The 13,292-nt window shown below is 46.2% G+C and carries 16 protein-coding genes; 11 read left to right on the top strand and 5 right to left on the bottom strand.

The genetic code is table 11. The features are described from left to right. Nucleotides 1–2: 2 nt before the first annotated feature. The 3 genes from H6760_02750 to H6760_02740 form a co-directional block, all read right to left on the bottom strand. Nucleotides 3–638, bottom strand: coding sequence for a thioredoxin family protein (locus H6760_02750; GenBank protein USN53073.1), 636 nt, complete (start codon nt 636–638; stop codon nt 3–5). A gap of 156 nt (nt 639–794) precedes the next feature. After that, nucleotides 795–1,148 carry a hypothetical protein gene (locus H6760_02745; protein USN53072.1) on the bottom strand — a complete coding sequence of 118 codons (354 nt, stop codon included), beginning with the start codon at nt 1,146–1,148 and terminating at the stop codon, nt 795–797. 3 nt (nt 1,149–1,151) lie between these two features. After that, complete coding sequence (locus tag H6760_02740) at nt 1,152–1,355, bottom strand: helix-turn-helix transcriptional regulator (GenBank protein USN53071.1); 204 nt, start codon at nt 1,353–1,355, stop codon at nt 1,152–1,154. Between the two features lie 109 nt (nt 1,356–1,464). Between H6760_02740 and H6760_02735 the strand changes: the two genes are divergently transcribed. From H6760_02735 to H6760_02710, 6 genes are all read left to right on the top strand, one after another. Continuing rightward, on the top strand, nt 1,465–2,001 hold the full coding sequence (locus tag H6760_02735) for a YbhB/YbcL family Raf kinase inhibitor-like protein (GenBank protein ID USN53070.1): 537 nt from the start codon (nt 1,465–1,467) through the stop codon (nt 1,999–2,001). A gap of 116 nt (nt 2,002–2,117) precedes the next feature. After that, a complete protein-coding gene (locus H6760_02730; GenBank protein ID USN53069.1) occupies nt 2,118–2,774 on the top strand; it encodes a hypothetical protein in 657 nt (218 codons plus the stop codon). 95 nt (nt 2,775–2,869) lie between these two features. Continuing rightward, entirely contained in the window at nt 2,870–3,649 is a 780-nt protein-coding gene (locus H6760_02725; protein ID USN53068.1) for a PD-(D/E)XK nuclease family protein, read from the top strand. A gap of 63 nt (nt 3,650–3,712) precedes the next feature. Continuing rightward, a complete protein-coding gene (locus tag H6760_02720; GenBank protein USN53067.1) occupies nt 3,713–4,405 on the top strand; it encodes a DNA alkylation repair protein in 693 nt (230 codons plus the stop codon). Nucleotides 4,406–4,470: 65 nt separating this feature from the next. Further along, nucleotides 4,471–4,938: a hypothetical protein gene (locus tag H6760_02715; GenBank protein ID USN53066.1), complete on the top strand. Its 468-nt coding sequence runs from the start codon at nt 4,471–4,473 to the stop codon at nt 4,936–4,938. A gap of 16 nt (nt 4,939–4,954) precedes the next feature. Next, nucleotides 4,955–5,494: a hypothetical protein gene (locus H6760_02710; GenBank protein ID USN53065.1), complete on the top strand. Its 540-nt coding sequence runs from the start codon at nt 4,955–4,957 to the stop codon at nt 5,492–5,494. On the opposite strand, the gene H6760_02705 is transcribed toward H6760_02710, so the two are convergent. Both H6760_02705 and sodN read right to left on the bottom strand, forming a co-directional pair. After that, complete coding sequence (locus H6760_02705; protein ID USN53064.1) at nt 5,474–5,773, bottom strand: S26 family signal peptidase; 300 nt, start codon at nt 5,771–5,773, stop codon at nt 5,474–5,476. The genes H6760_02710 and H6760_02705 overlap by 21 nt on opposite strands. 1 nt (nt 5,774) lies before the next feature. Continuing rightward, the gene (gene sodN / locus H6760_02700; GenBank protein USN53063.1) at nt 5,775–6,227 is read right to left on the bottom strand and encodes a superoxide dismutase, Ni; all 453 of its coding nucleotides are present in this window, start codon (nt 6,225–6,227) and stop codon (nt 5,775–5,777) included. Nucleotides 6,228–6,468: 241 nt separating this feature from the next. Between sodN and H6760_02695 the strand changes: the two genes are divergently transcribed. The 5 genes from H6760_02695 to H6760_02675 all read left to right on the top strand — a co-directional run bounded on the left by H6760_02695 (nt 6,469) and on the right by H6760_02675 (nt 13,292). Then, a complete protein-coding gene (locus H6760_02695; protein USN53062.1) occupies nt 6,469–7,890 on the top strand; it encodes a L,D-transpeptidase family protein in 1,422 nt (473 codons plus the stop codon). A gap of 120 nt (nt 7,891–8,010) precedes the next feature. Further along, entirely contained in the window at nt 8,011–9,675 is a 1,665-nt protein-coding gene (gene secD / locus H6760_02690) for a protein translocase subunit SecD (GenBank protein USN53061.1), read from the top strand. Beyond that, entirely contained in the window at nt 9,672–10,583 is a 912-nt protein-coding gene (secF, locus tag H6760_02685; GenBank protein USN53060.1) for a protein translocase subunit SecF, read from the top strand. Before secD ends, secF begins: the two co-directional genes overlap by 4 nt. A 111-nt stretch (nt 10,584–10,694) precedes the next feature. After that, nucleotides 10,695–11,840: a hypothetical protein gene (locus H6760_02680; protein ID USN53059.1), complete on the top strand. Its 1,146-nt coding sequence runs from the start codon at nt 10,695–10,697 to the stop codon at nt 11,838–11,840. 33 nt (nt 11,841–11,873) lie between these two features. After that, complete coding sequence (locus H6760_02675; GenBank protein USN53058.1) at nt 11,874–13,292, top strand: hypothetical protein; 1,419 nt, start codon at nt 11,874–11,876, stop codon at nt 13,290–13,292.

Raw genomic sequence — 13,292 nt, 5'->3', positions numbered from 1 at the left:
ATTTATTGCAGCTTCCTTGCTAAGAGGTCAACGTCTCCACCATTCCATTTTGCTAATTCATTTCCATCGGCATCGACCTGTACAAAAGTGTGCTGGTAGGTGATGTCGTACTTATTTTTTAAGGCAGTTTGGGAATCGTAATCAGTTTTTAAAATGACAACTCCTGAAGGGATCTCATCAAGCCGCGATGTAAATGCTTCGTTCGCAGCTTTGCAGGTTGGACACCAGGTGGCGTGAAAAAAAAGCACACGCTTTTCATCGCTGGCGCTAGCAAAAGCAGCTGGCGTGTAATCAATGTATTGACCAGGAGCGGCGCTAACCGAGTTAGTGTTTGCGCTGCCATCTTTTTCCATTGCATGCTCGTCATCCTCCATCATGGCGTCGCTATTGGTGTTTGTGTCGTCTTCCATCATGTGTTCTTCGTCGTCCACCATGGCCTCATTTGTATTGTCATCCATGTGGTCATCCATCATCGCTTCGTTTGTATTTTCATCTTGCATCATGGATTCGTTTTCGTTGCTGTTGCTTGAATTTGTGCTGGTAAAATAAATAATTAACCCCAAAGCAACTGCAATAATGGTGATTATCGCTGCAATGGTTAGACCGCTGAGGCCTCGTTGATCTTTGATGTTAAGCATGGGATCTCCGGGTTTAAAAGTAATTGCCCTTAGTGTAAACGGCAAGTTTTTATATGTCAAGTCGACTTTACATGCCTTTCCCCGCATCTAACATGGTGCGGGGGTTCGGCACGCAAGCATGTTGGGTGCTATTGGACGAATTATGCTATAAGCTGATTATTTTTCCTGCTGGAGTGTTGCAATAATCTTTGCTAGCAACATAACGGCTACGGTGGCAATGAGCCAAGCATCTAAGGCATGTTGCAGGCCTTGTACAATGATGCCTGTAATACCGATGAGGATGCCAGCTAAGAAGGCGCTGCGTCCGGCTTTTCGTTGTACATGTTCTTCTCGCTCATCTCGCGGACGCTCTTTCCAGAAAAAAGCAGCATAAGCAAAACCGATCAGCGCTAAAATAACGATGAAAGACATTTCTAGGGTACTCGGCATCCACCAATCAAAAGGATTAAGCAGGCCTAGACTCAGTAAAATAATGATTATGGCGAGGATAAGCGTGGCGCGCGTATTCATACGTTATTCGTCGAGTGAAAAAATATCATCAGTCTTTTTACTGTAATGCTGGGCGATTTTTAACGCAAGCCGAACCGAAGGGGTGTAGTTACCTCGCTCAATAGCAATAACCGTTTGGCGGGTGACGCCAACAGCTGCCGCAAGTTCCTCTTGGGTCTCTTCATTTTTCTGCCGGTACTCAGCCACTTTATTCAATACCTTTTCCATAGCGCTAGCCTACTGCTTTCTTTTTAGCACGTCAAGTTGACTTTACACGCCCTTTATCTTCTCTATGTATAGCTTGCTTGTTCGCTCATCAGGTGTATAGTGAGGATGCATGCGTATTCGTCTCATAATAGTTATTGCTCTTTTTTGCGGCGCAGTACTTCTTTATTTCATAGCTAGCAAGAAAGATGCTAGCAAGGAGGGAGATATGCGACTTACGAGTACAGCCTTTCAAGAAGGTGAAAAAATTCCTTCACAGTATACATGCGATGGAGATGATGTGAATCCACCTTTGCATATTAGTGAAACTCCGGACGGCACGGTCAGTTTTGCGCTAGTGATGGATGACCCTGATGCGCCGGGAAGCACTTGGGATCATTGGATAGTTTGGGATATTTCACCAGATACCAATGAGATAGTAGAAAATAGTGTTCCGCCTAATGCCCGACAAGGCACGAATGATTTTCAGCGTTTGCAATGGGGCGGCCCCTGTCCACCAAATGGAACACATCGGTATATTTTTACCTTATATGCTCTAGATACCTTTTTAGATTTGGAGGAGGGTGCTACCAAGGATGATTTAGAGCAGGTAATGCAAGGACATATATTGGCGCAGGCTCAGCTGCTAGGGTATTACCAAAGGCCATAGTAGTTTTTAGTTGACCAAGGATTAACTTCATGTTAGCGTGAGGCCGATTTATTGCACTTTTTTCTACAGGCAAGAAGAGGGGAGGCGCGATGACTACGGAATCGAGACTCAGGCGTTTGGGGGTGCAGCTCTACCGTAAGGGGATTGTGCAGACGGGTGAATTCAGACTGAAGGTGCACGATCGTTTGCCCGAAGCTCCGCTTTCTCCAATCTACATCAACCTGCGTGTAGCACCTCGGGGCGAGCTTACCGCCCTGCTGATCACAGAGATTGCCCGTGAGTTTCGTCTCTGTGCACAGCGGAGGGAGCTGGCTTTCTTTCATGTCGTGGGTTTGCCAACGGCGGCGGAACCGCTTGCTGAGAGTTTTGTCTTCTCAGCTGATTTGCCAGCTGACCGACTCCTTCGGATGGAGAAGGGTGAGGCGGGAGGGAAGCGGAAGATTGCTTCGATCGTGCATGGGAGCATGCAAGCTGGTGCTGCTTGCCTCATGCTTGATGATGTCGTCACAGCGGCTGACTCCAAGCTAGAGGCAGCACAGGCTCTGCGAGAGAAGGGTCTGGTAGTGACCGACTGTCTCGTGGTGGTGGATCGGGAAGGCGGAGGGATGCGGGATTTGGCCAAGAACGGAATTCAACTCCACTCCCTCTTCACACTCTCCGGACTCCTCTCGCTACTGGAGGAGGAAGAAGAAATCACCCCTGATGAAGGGAGACGTGTTGCGAGCGGTATCCAGGAGCTCAATGCCTACCTGGAGGCTCATCCGCTGAGCTGAATGAGACGCCTGGTGAATACTTATTTGCCAGGCGTTTTACTTTTACCACTTGAATTGGTTGCCTTGAGGCCCTTTTCACGCTATGCTTTTACTACATGAGTCAATACTATAATCCGCGTCGGAAATCTAATCTCTACGATCCAAAAAGTACTCGTCCTTTCCGACTTAGTCGATCAAAGATTGACCTTTTTCTCAATTGTCAAAGATGTTTTTATCTTGATCGGCGATTAGGCGTAGCACAGCCACCAGGATTTCCCTTTAATCTCAACTCCGCAGTTGATGCATTATTAAAAAAGGAATTTGACCTGCATCGGGTGAAAAAAACTGCTCATCCCATGTTAGCGGCCTATGGCATCAAAGCGATTCCTTTTGCCCATGCAAAAATGGATGAATGGCGTGATGCGCTGCGAGGCGGAGTTGCTTTTCATCACGTGCCAAGTGGTTTCCTGGTAACCGGTGGTGTAGATGACATCTGGGTGAATGATAAAGATGAGTTGCACGTGGTTGATTACAAGGCGACGGCAAAAGACGGCGAGGTTTCATTAGACGCTGATTGGCAGATTGGGTATAAGCGGCAGGTTGAAGTGTATCAATGGCTTCTGCGTCAAAATGGTTTTAAAGTTTCTCCGACCGCTTACTTTGTCTATTGCAATGGTAAAACTGATGCAAAGGCCTTTGATGCCAAGCTTGAGTTTGATGTGAAGGTGATTCCATACAAAGGAAATGATGGATGGGTAGACGAAGTGCTGGTAGAAGCAAAAGATTGTTTATCCAGCTCACATATACCTGACTCTGCCGAGGATTGTGACTACTGTGCGTATCGTGCAGCAGCCAGAGAGGTAGAGCGCAAACCCGGCCAACAAAAATTGTTATAAACTTCCCGTAGGCGAAGAATGTATCTTCGCCGAAAATGAATTCTTCGGCCGCGCAATATGAATATGTCTACTCAAGCGCAAGTACAAAAAATATTATCAGATCTAAAGAAGCAGGGGAGCGCGAAGAATCGAGCCGGCATGAGTCGCTTTGGTATTAAAACGCAAAGCGCTTTTGGTGTGTCGGTAGTTTGGTTACGCAAATACGCTAAGCAGTACGGCAAAGATCATGCCCTGGCGCTGGCTCTCTGGAAAAGCGCTAAACATGAAGCACGTATTCTGGCTGCTTTCATCGATGAACCGAGTAGGGTAAGTAAAGCTCAGATGAATGCTTGGGTAAAAGATTTTGATTCATGGGACGTGTGTGATCAGGTCTGCGCGAGTTTATTTGATAAGACCCCATATGCATTTGCGATTGCTCTGCAATGGGCTAAGCGTAAAGAAGAATTTGTCCGTCGAGCCGGGTTTGCGCTCATGGCTGCTTTGGCTTGGCATCATAAAACAGCAGAAGACAGGCAATTCGTGCCTTTCCTACGGGCCTGCATTGCGCAATCAGGCGATGAGCGTAACTTTGTGAAAAAAGCAGTGAATTGGGCCCTGCGTCAGATTGGTAAACGAAATCGTACTTTGCATAGCTTAGCTATTGAGACTGCTAAAATCCTCAAAGATTCACCAAGTAAGAGTGGTCGCTGGATAGCCTTAGATGCGTTGCGCGAGCTCCAAAGTCCTAAAATAAAAGCGCGTATTCCACAAAGTTAGGAATATACCTGTAGCACTGAGTCGGGGTTCAAGTGCTATCGGTTTTATGCTATACTAGGGATGTTATGACAGAGACCTATTTCCAAATCATGATCCGCATCAAGGACTCCTTTATTCCAATGATCAAGGAGAAGCTTGACTTAGGAGATGGGACTGAAGTTGATGAAGTCGACTACTATTTGGGGTCTGGTGGAGATAGTGGTAAAACTGAGAAAATTACCGTCTCAGGTCGTACCACTCTTCATGAATTTATTGAAAAGGAAGGTGCACTTTTCAAGCTTACGCAGGAGCACCTTAGTGCCGCAGATCGCGATGGCAAAGTGAAGCAGGATGAAAACTTGGTAAAGATTGAAAAGCATCGCGAGTTATTTAAACAAGATGGTGTCGAGGTGGCGATTGATCACGTACATGACCTGGGAACCTTTTTAGAGATTCAAGGCAAAGATCAGGCTGGAGTAGAGGGTATTTGTCGCAAGCTTGGTTTTACCGCATCGCAATACATCGATCACCCATACGATTGGTTAAAGCGTTAGCGTGAAAGAGATTATTATGAGATTAGGTCGACAAGATATTTTTTTTCTTACCCGTGTATATCCGGGACTACTGTTGCTTATCAGTTTAATGCTCGGATTGTTGTGGGGACAATTGGTCTTTGCTCAGACACATACGCTTGATCTACGTTCTGATGCAGAAGATGTGATGATACTGCAAAGCACCAAGTTTGTTTTTGTCTTGGACGGTGAAGAAATTCGTGATCAGTTAGCCCAGAACGTACAGGTTAGTCTTTCTCAAGATGACATCGTTTTAGCAGCTGTTAATATGAGTGCGAATAGTCCTGATTTCCTTTATCGCTTTAGCTTGCCCGGGACCTATGACCTGAATGTAAAAGTAATTGCCGCTGATGGCGAGTTGGTAGAAAAAACTTTTTCATTTCGTGTTGCGGCAAAAGCTTCTGACCCGGAAGAAATTGCCCGGGGAGTGCTTATTCTCAGTATTGCTGGAGGAGTCTTGTTAGCTTTCACTATAGGCTTTGTTATCGTGCTGCAAGGTAGACATAAGAAGCAGCGCTTAGACAAAAATTCTACCTAGGATATTCTTCCTATCCCATTGACCAAGCTGGCGACTGTCAGTACTTTTCGCAGCGTTGTCACCATGCAGTGTATACAAATTGTGTTCACCCATTTTTTGTACTTCAGCGATGCGTTTTATGATCAAGGCATTATTTCGTGGATCGCGAGCCAGCACCACATCATTTATTTTTGGAGAGCTAAAGTAGTAGGGGAGCACAAAGCAATGCTGCCCGGGCTTTAGCGCAGGCAGCATACTTTCACCTCGCACAACAATATGTCGAGGTAGATTAAAATGCATTTTAGTGGTGAGAGGCCTGATGATGCATCTCAGCCAGCTTCATGATATCAGCGTGCATTTTTTCAGCTGCTTCGAGATCAACGTGCTGCTTCACATATGAACACTGTTTGGCAAGCTTCCAAATGAACTCATGCAAATCAGGAAAAGCATCGAGATGCTCTGGTTTGAAAAAATCAGTCCAGAGTATGAGAAGTTCGCGCTTGGCAATTTCACTTTGCTCCTCTTTGATCAGTGTATAGCGGGCAACGGTGTGGTGGTAGTTGAGTTTATCTTCTGGACTTGATTGCGGAGTGGGCGTTGTGAGCTCAAGGAGCTTCTTAGTCATGCTCACTGCTGCTCGCGCGGCAATTTCCGCGGAGGCACCATCGTATACTCCACAAGGTCCATCACAGTGGGCCGAAGCCTCCTCGCCAAATAGTACTTTAGAGAAAATGCTCTTAATTTTTTTCTTCATAGAAGTGTCGAGAGTAAATGCTGAGTGCTGCTATTGTAGCAAAAGGAGCAGCGAACTCAAGATATATGTTGACGAGAAGCGAAAAGTGTGCTATGATGTATGCAGTCGGCTCTTTCCAAAAACAAAAAGAGACACAAAAAGAGTCTTATCGGGTGAGGAATCACTTCGGGTTTACTAGCTTTCTAGCGAGTCCAAATTGATTCCTCACCCGTTCTCCCTTTTCTTTTGGAAAGACAAACAAATGCAAAAGTATTTTCTAGCTCAGAAGTATACCTTACTCATAACGACGCTCCTCTTCGGGGTGTTTTTTGTTTCAGGCGCTCAGGCAGTGCAGCTCTCTCTTTCACCTGAGATAAGAATTTTTGATACGCACTTTAGTCAGGTAAATCAGTTTTACGGTTTCACTGAAGCCTTTCAAGGTGGAGCAAGCGTAGCGACTGGAGATGTAAACGGAGATGGTAAAGATGAAATAATTGTGGGAGCGGGTCCAGGCGGCGGACCAAACGTGCAAGTCTTCACGAGCGAGGGAGTAAAGCTCAGCAGCTTCTATGCGTATATGGATGCGTTCCGAAAAGGTATTTACGTGGCGAGTTGTGATTTGAATAATGACGGTATTGCAGAAATCGTGACCGGTCCACGTCGCGGCGGCGGACCAAATGTGAAGGTCTACACCATGGAAGGCGAGGAGCTTTCTAGCTTCATGGCCTACGACAGCGCTTTTCGTGGCGGAGTTACTGTTGCTTGTGGCGATCTCAATGGTAGCGGCACTGGTATGATTATTACTGCTTCGGGTTTTGATAGCGGAAACCAAGCTAGACTTTTTTCACTTGATGGTGAATATCAAGGTCTGGACTTTTGGCCATTTGCAAAATACGAACGCGGCGGGTTAAGTGTGGCTACTGCGGATGTGAATGGTGATGGTGATGACGAAATTCTTTTCGCGCTGCATCGCTTTGGCCATGCTTGGGTGAAGGTATATGACGTAGCACCAGATCGCCCTATCATTAGTGAGTTCATCGCCTTTCCGCTAGCGTTCCGTGGTGGGGTAAATATTGCTGGAGCGGATTTAGATTTTGATGGTCGCGATGAATTACTCGTAGCAGCCAATGGAAACGGTGGACCACACGTACGTGCCTTCACTGCGCAGGGCGAATACCTGCGCGACTTCTTTGCCTATAGTGGAGATTTCCGTGGCGGCCTCTTCATTGCCGCTGGCGATATTGATGCAGATGGTGAAGACGAAATTGTGACTGGGCCAAATCGCTTGGTCGTTGCAAGTGTGGATCAGGTAGGGAAACGCATTGTGGTGGATCTTTCTGAGCAGCGCTTATATGCCTATGACGATGGAGTCCTCCAAAATAGCTTCCTCATCTCCAGCGGAGTAGCGCGCTATCCTTCACCAAAAGGTGAGTTCGCGATTTATCGCAAAGTGCCGGTCATGGACTATGAGTGGACCTACGGCCCGCAGCATCCGGACAACTACGATATTAAGGACGTGAAGTGGAATCTTAATTTCACTCCACATTACTATCTGCACACCGCGTATTGGCATAATAACTTTGGTCATCCTATGAGCCATGGCTGCATTAATATCTCAGAATCGAATGCAAAGTGGGTGTATGAGTGGGCGCCAATAGGAACCAAAGTGGTAGTGCAGGATTAAGCTGGGGACGAGCAGGCGGTAAAAGCCAAATAGTAACAGGTGCGTGATGCCTAATGGTCATGCCGAGTTTTGTTTTTCGCCACTTGATTACTTACTCTTTTTGTCCTACAATCTTCCCGTATGACCGTACGGAAGAAAGTTTGGCTCAGTTTTGCCGGGATTCTATTGCTCACCCTGCTAGCTGGTACCATTGACTATCAAAAACCAATCCGGATTCACGTAGGGCCAGTAGACTGGACTATTGATTTACCTGTTCAGCTGGGTTTGGATTTGCAAGGCGGCGTGTCATTGCTCTATGACGCTGATCTATCGCAAGTAGCTCCAGCTGAGGCGCAAGACGCTGTAGAAGGTGTTCGCGATGTTATTGAGCGTCGAGTGAATGCCTTTGGTGTATCCGAGCCAGTTGTCCAAACGCAAAAGGCTGGCGATCAATGGCGAGTCTCGATTGAATTACCAGGTGTCACTGACGTGAACCAGGCAATCGCGCAGATTGGTCAAACTCCAACCTTAGAATTTCGTGAACAGATTGAGACCACACCAGAGGATCCAGCAGCCATAGAGGCGCAAAACGAAGAAGTGCGAAAAAAAGCACAAGACGTATTAGCACAAGCGCTTCAACCTGACGCTGATTTTGCTCAATTGGCCCAACTCTATTCCGAAGATCCGGGTAGTAAAGATAATGGGGGCGATCTCGGTTTTGCGCAACAAGGCACTTTCGTGCAAGAATTCGATGACGTTCTCTTCGGTGATTTAGCGGTCGGGCAGGTGTATCCGGAGCTGGTTGAATCGCAATTCGGTCTGCATATTATTAAGAAGACCGACGAGCGTACAGCGAATCAAGATGGGCAAGATGTGCGAGAAGTTCAAGGTAGTCATATTCTTTTTATACTGCAGTCAACTGAACCCTCAACCGATTTTGTGGCAACTGGGCTATCGGGTAAGGATTTGGAACGAGCTTCAGTCGTGTTTGATCAAACTACCAATACTCCAGAGATTAGTTTGAATTTCAATAGCGAGGGTACACAGCTTTTTAAAGAAATTACTGAGCGCAATGTTGGCAAGGTGGTGGCTATTTATTTAGATGGCTTCCCATTAAGCTTACCAACAGTTCAGCAGGCTATCACGAGTGGAGAAGCGGTTATCTCAGGTGATTTTACCTTGCAAGAAGCGCGAGACTTAGCTCGTAATTTAAATGCTGGTGCACTGCCAGTACCAATTACGCTTGTTTCTCAACAGAATGTAGGACCAACCCTTGGTGAGCGTTCAGTGCAGTCTAGTTTTGTTGCTGGCATAATTGGGCTCGGCTTAGTTGCGCTCTTTATGATTCTCTATTATCGCTTGCCTGGCCTTATCTCAGTTTTGGCTTTAGGGGTATACTCCGCCGTAGTTTTTGCCATCTTTATTCTCTGGCCAGTGACTTTGACTCTAGCTGGAATTGCTGGATTTATTCTTTCCATCGGAATGGCAGTAGACGCAAACGTGCTTATTTTTGAACGCATGAAAGAAGAGTTGCGTGAAGGTCGACCACTTAATCAAGCGATTGAAGAGGGTTTCCGACGCGCTTGGTTGTCTATTCGCGATTCAAACATTTCAAGTTTAATTACCACTTTTATCTTGGCCTGGTTTGGTACAAGTATCATTAAAGGATTCGCGATTACCTTAGCGATTGGTATTTTAGTAAGTATGTTTTCAGCCATTGTAGTTACGCGCACATTCTTACGTCTCACTCAACGATGGGTGAGTGTGGCCTGGCTGTATGGAGTACGGAAGAAGGAACAAGTATGACGCTAAAGATTATCCAAAAGCGAAAATATTTTACTATCATTTCCGCGATACTTGTTGTGGCCTCTATTGTCGGTGCTTTGATTTGGGGCTTGAAGCCTGGTATTGATTTCACTGGCGGTTCTCGATTGGAGATAAGCTTCCCAGAACTTCGTCCAGAACTTTCGACGATACAAGACGCATTGAATCCTCTAGACCTGGGTTCTTATCAAGCAGTTCCTTCTAACGAAAAAAGCCTCATCCTAAAAACACGCGCCTTAAGCAATGACGAGCGCCAATCAGTCCTAGATGCCTTAAGCGCTTTACAAGAAGAGCAGGTGAGTGAAGATTCATTTACTGCGATTGGACCGAGTATTGGTCAAGAGTTGCGCAAGAAAGCGTATTCAGCCATTGCTTTAGTTCTCATAGGTATCATCGCGTATATCACTTGGGCCTTCCGTAAGATTTCTCGTGGCGGACCGGTGCCCAGTTGGGTATTTGGCGTTGGCGCGATTGTTGCATTGATTCATGATATTTCTATTATCGTAGGTCTCTTTGTGCTCTTTGGTCAGATATTTGGCACAGAGGTTGATTCACTTTTTGTAACAGCTTTACTTACGGTGCTAGGATTCTCAGTGCACGATACCATTGTTGTTTTTGATCGTATTCGTGAGGGTATCCAGCGTTATCATAATGAGCCTTTTGAAGAAATCGCTAACCGGAGTATTAATGAGACCATGTCGCGCTCTATTAATACCTCGATGACGACATTGTTTGTATTAGTTGCTCTGGCGGTACTGGGAGGAGAGTCAATTCGTATGTTTGTGATAGCGCTGATTGCGGGTATTATCGTGGGAACTTACTCCTCAATTTTCATTGCCAGCACGTTATTGGTTGAGTGGCATAATTGGCGAGCGCGACGCTTTCGTTAAGCTAAGATAGGGGACGGATTGAAAGGTTTTTTGTTTTGGTCAAATAGCTTGACATATTTTTGCTAATGTGCTATATTATCGTTAGTACGCTTGATTGTAAGCAATACGTCAATGGATACAAACGAGTCCAACTCAATTTTGGACAAAATCCTCAGCTCCAAGCAGCAAACTGATATGGAGCAATTTAACCCCTCTGAAACCATTTCTTTGTTACTCAAAGAGCTAACAGGAAAGGAAGAGGATATTTTACGTCGCCGACACGGTTTAAGCGGCAAAGAAACGCAGACCCTAGAAGAGATTGGTGCGCTTTATCAGGTTACTCGTGAGCGTATTCGCCAGATTGAGGGAACTGCGGTAAAGAAAATCCGCCGAGCCAAGGTCTTTGATCAGGTAATGCACCAGGTGCAGCAGCTTTTGACTACCACGCTGACTGCTCGGGGCGGCATTATGGAAGAGGAAGCGCTCCTCGAACACTTACTCAGCTTTTCTGGTCCAAGCGACATGAATCGCCGAGCGGTTATTTTTGTCTTGAGTGAATTACTAAAAGATACTGTTGAATTGATGCCTGAGAGCGAAACAATGCGCCGGGCCTGGAAACTAAAGGGTGCCGGACTCGATCTCTTGCGACAGACTGTTCGTGAGTTAGTCAGCGTGGTTACCAAGATCGGACACCCGGTTGAGTTGCCAGACTTACTCCAAGAGTTTCGCCAGACAGAGTTTGCAAAAATTCATGAGCATGCGTTGTCAGATGATATGTTGCATTCAGCCTTGCAGCTGGGTAAGGATTTAGGACGCAATCCTTTTGACGAATATGGTTTGACGAGCTGGGGAAGCATTTCTCCTCGTCGTATGAATGATAAGATTTACCTTATCCTAAAGAAAGAGGGCCAACCTCTTCACTTCACTGAAATTGCAAAGCGGATTAATACCGCCGGCTTTGATCCTCGTAAAGCATATCCGCCGACCGTGCATAATGAGCTGATTCTCAATAAGGAATATGTGTTAGTTGGCCGTGGAATTTATGCCTTGCGCGAGTGGGGCTACAAAGAAGGTGTGGTAGCTGAAGTGTTAGCTGACATTCTTCGCAAAAAAGGTGAGCCGATGAGCCGAGAAGCACTGGTTGCTGAGGTGCTTTCTCAGCGTGTCGTGAAAAAGAACACCATTCATTTGGCGCTGACCAATCGACAAATGTTTACTCGATTAGATAACGGGGACTATACCTTAACGCAAACACCACCCGAAATACCCACAGCCTAGCCCTTTTCCGTCCGTGCTCAAACAAACACGCAAATGACAATTGATTTTTCCTTCCTCAGCGAATTTTCTAACCCTTTCGCCATCACCTGGTTTCTCTTTACACATGGCGGCTGGCTTATTATTATCGTTGCGTTGTTTTGGGGAGGCTTCAAGCTATGGACTGGTTACGCCCAGGAGCGTTTTGCGTCTACTATTGAGTACGTCATTTTAGCGATTGATGTACCACGTGAAACTGAGCAGACACCGAAGGCGCTCGAGTCAGCTTTTGCGCACATCCATGGTGTTGAGTCAGCACCCTCCTGGTACGAAAAAAATATTAAGGGAGAGTTTCAGCCACCGCTCAGCTTTGAAATTATCAGCATCGGCGGCTTTATCCAATATCTCGTGCGGATTCCTATTCAATATCGTGATTTAGTTGAGTCGGCTTTTTACGCACAGTATCCAGACGCGGAAATTAGCGAAGTAGAGGACTACACCCAGCAGTTTGTCGCCCAGTTTCCAAACGAAGAGTACGATCTCTGGGGAGCGGATATTGTGTTGCGTCAAAAGGATTATTACCCGATCCGCACCTATCCGGCTTTTGAGCATACGATGACGCAGCAGCTGCTTGATCCGATGGCATCACTGCTTGAATATATGAGCCGCTTACGACCAGGTGAGCAGCTTTGGATTCAGACAATGATTGTGCCACCAGATGATGATTCGTGGCTGGATGGAGCTCGGGGAATTATTAAGAAGCTCGCTAAGGCAACCTATGGATCAAGTGGAGGTGGTGGAGGCTTGCTTGATAATGTGCTTTGGCTACCAAAACAGGTTGCCAGTGGCTTGACTGAAACCTTTACCGCTGACCTTGTCAGTCCTTTTGGTAAAGAGGAATCCTCGGATTCAAAAGAGGCTTCTATCATGAGTCACTTAACGCCAAACGATAAAGCAGTTATTGAAGCGATTTCGTACAAGACCGCCAAGCTCTATTTCGATTGTAAAATGCGTATTGTATACTTAGGCGAAGGCGATTCTTTTTCCAAGGATCGCGTGCCAGGTATTACCGGAGCCTTAAAGCAATTTAATACCCTGGACATGAATGGCTTCAAAGTCGATAAGAAGACAAAGCCAAAAGCAAAATACTTGGGTAAAGAAAAACGGATTGCCACTAAGAAGAAGCGAATTTTACGAGCCTTCCAAAATCGTGACATGTCGACCGGTGCTGATCCCTATGTGCTGAACATTGAAGAGCTTGCCACCATTTATCACTTCCCAGTAGTGAACGTGAAAGCTCCATTAGTGCAGAAGACAGAAGCTCGCCGCGCTGAACCTCCAAGCAGTTTACCAGTTGAAGTGGTGCCAATTCGTCGAGCAAAGCAAGTTCAGTCCGTGCCGGTGGACCCTGATCAAGAGGTGCTCAGTTCGGACGCCGAGGAAAAGGATCAACCGCCCAGTAATCTCCCAATATAA

The sequence above is a fragment of the Candidatus Nomurabacteria bacterium genome, from assembly GCA_023898465.1.
Taxonomy (GTDB): Bacteria; Patescibacteriota; Patescibacteriia; order HK-STAS-PATE-3; family HK-STAS-PATE-3; genus HK-STAS-PATE-3.
This window is presented reverse-complemented; position numbering and strand designations above follow the sequence as displayed.

Excerpts from the sequence above, each read along its gene's own strand:
- H6760_02745 (USN53072.1), bottom strand. The coding sequence starts at position 1,148 with ATGAATACGCGCGCCACGCTTATCCTCGCCATAATCATTATTTTACTG.
- secF (USN53060.1), top strand. The coding sequence starts at position 9,672 with ATGACGCTAAAGATTATCCAAAAGCGAAAATATTTTACTATCATTTCC.
- H6760_02725 (USN53068.1), top strand. The coding sequence starts at position 2,870 with ATGAGTCAATACTATAATCCGCGTCGGAAATCTAATCTCTACGATCCA.
- H6760_02710 (USN53065.1), top strand. The coding sequence starts at position 4,955 with ATGAGATTAGGTCGACAAGATATTTTTTTTCTTACCCGTGTATATCCG.
- H6760_02740 (USN53071.1), bottom strand. The coding sequence starts at position 1,355 with ATGGAAAAGGTATTGAATAAAGTGGCTGAGTACCGGCAGAAAAATGAA.
- H6760_02735 (USN53070.1), top strand. The coding sequence starts at position 1,465 with ATGCGTATTCGTCTCATAATAGTTATTGCTCTTTTTTGCGGCGCAGTA.
- H6760_02750 (USN53073.1), bottom strand. The coding sequence starts at position 638 with ATGCTTAACATCAAAGATCAACGAGGCCTCAGCGGTCTAACCATTGCA.
- H6760_02695 (USN53062.1), top strand. The coding sequence starts at position 6,469 with ATGCAAAAGTATTTTCTAGCTCAGAAGTATACCTTACTCATAACGACG.
- sodN (USN53063.1), bottom strand. The coding sequence starts at position 6,227 with ATGAAGAAAAAAATTAAGAGCATTTTCTCTAAAGTACTATTTGGCGAG.
- H6760_02715 (USN53066.1), top strand. The coding sequence starts at position 4,471 with ATGACAGAGACCTATTTCCAAATCATGATCCGCATCAAGGACTCCTTT.
- secD (USN53061.1), top strand. The coding sequence starts at position 8,011 with ATGACCGTACGGAAGAAAGTTTGGCTCAGTTTTGCCGGGATTCTATTG.
- H6760_02720 (USN53067.1), top strand. The coding sequence starts at position 3,713 with ATGTCTACTCAAGCGCAAGTACAAAAAATATTATCAGATCTAAAGAAG.
- H6760_02680 (USN53059.1), top strand. The coding sequence starts at position 10,695 with ATGGATACAAACGAGTCCAACTCAATTTTGGACAAAATCCTCAGCTCC.
- H6760_02705 (USN53064.1), bottom strand. The coding sequence starts at position 5,773 with ATGCATTTTAATCTACCTCGACATATTGTTGTGCGAGGTGAAAGTATG.
- H6760_02675 (USN53058.1), top strand. The coding sequence starts at position 11,874 with ATGACAATTGATTTTTCCTTCCTCAGCGAATTTTCTAACCCTTTCGCC.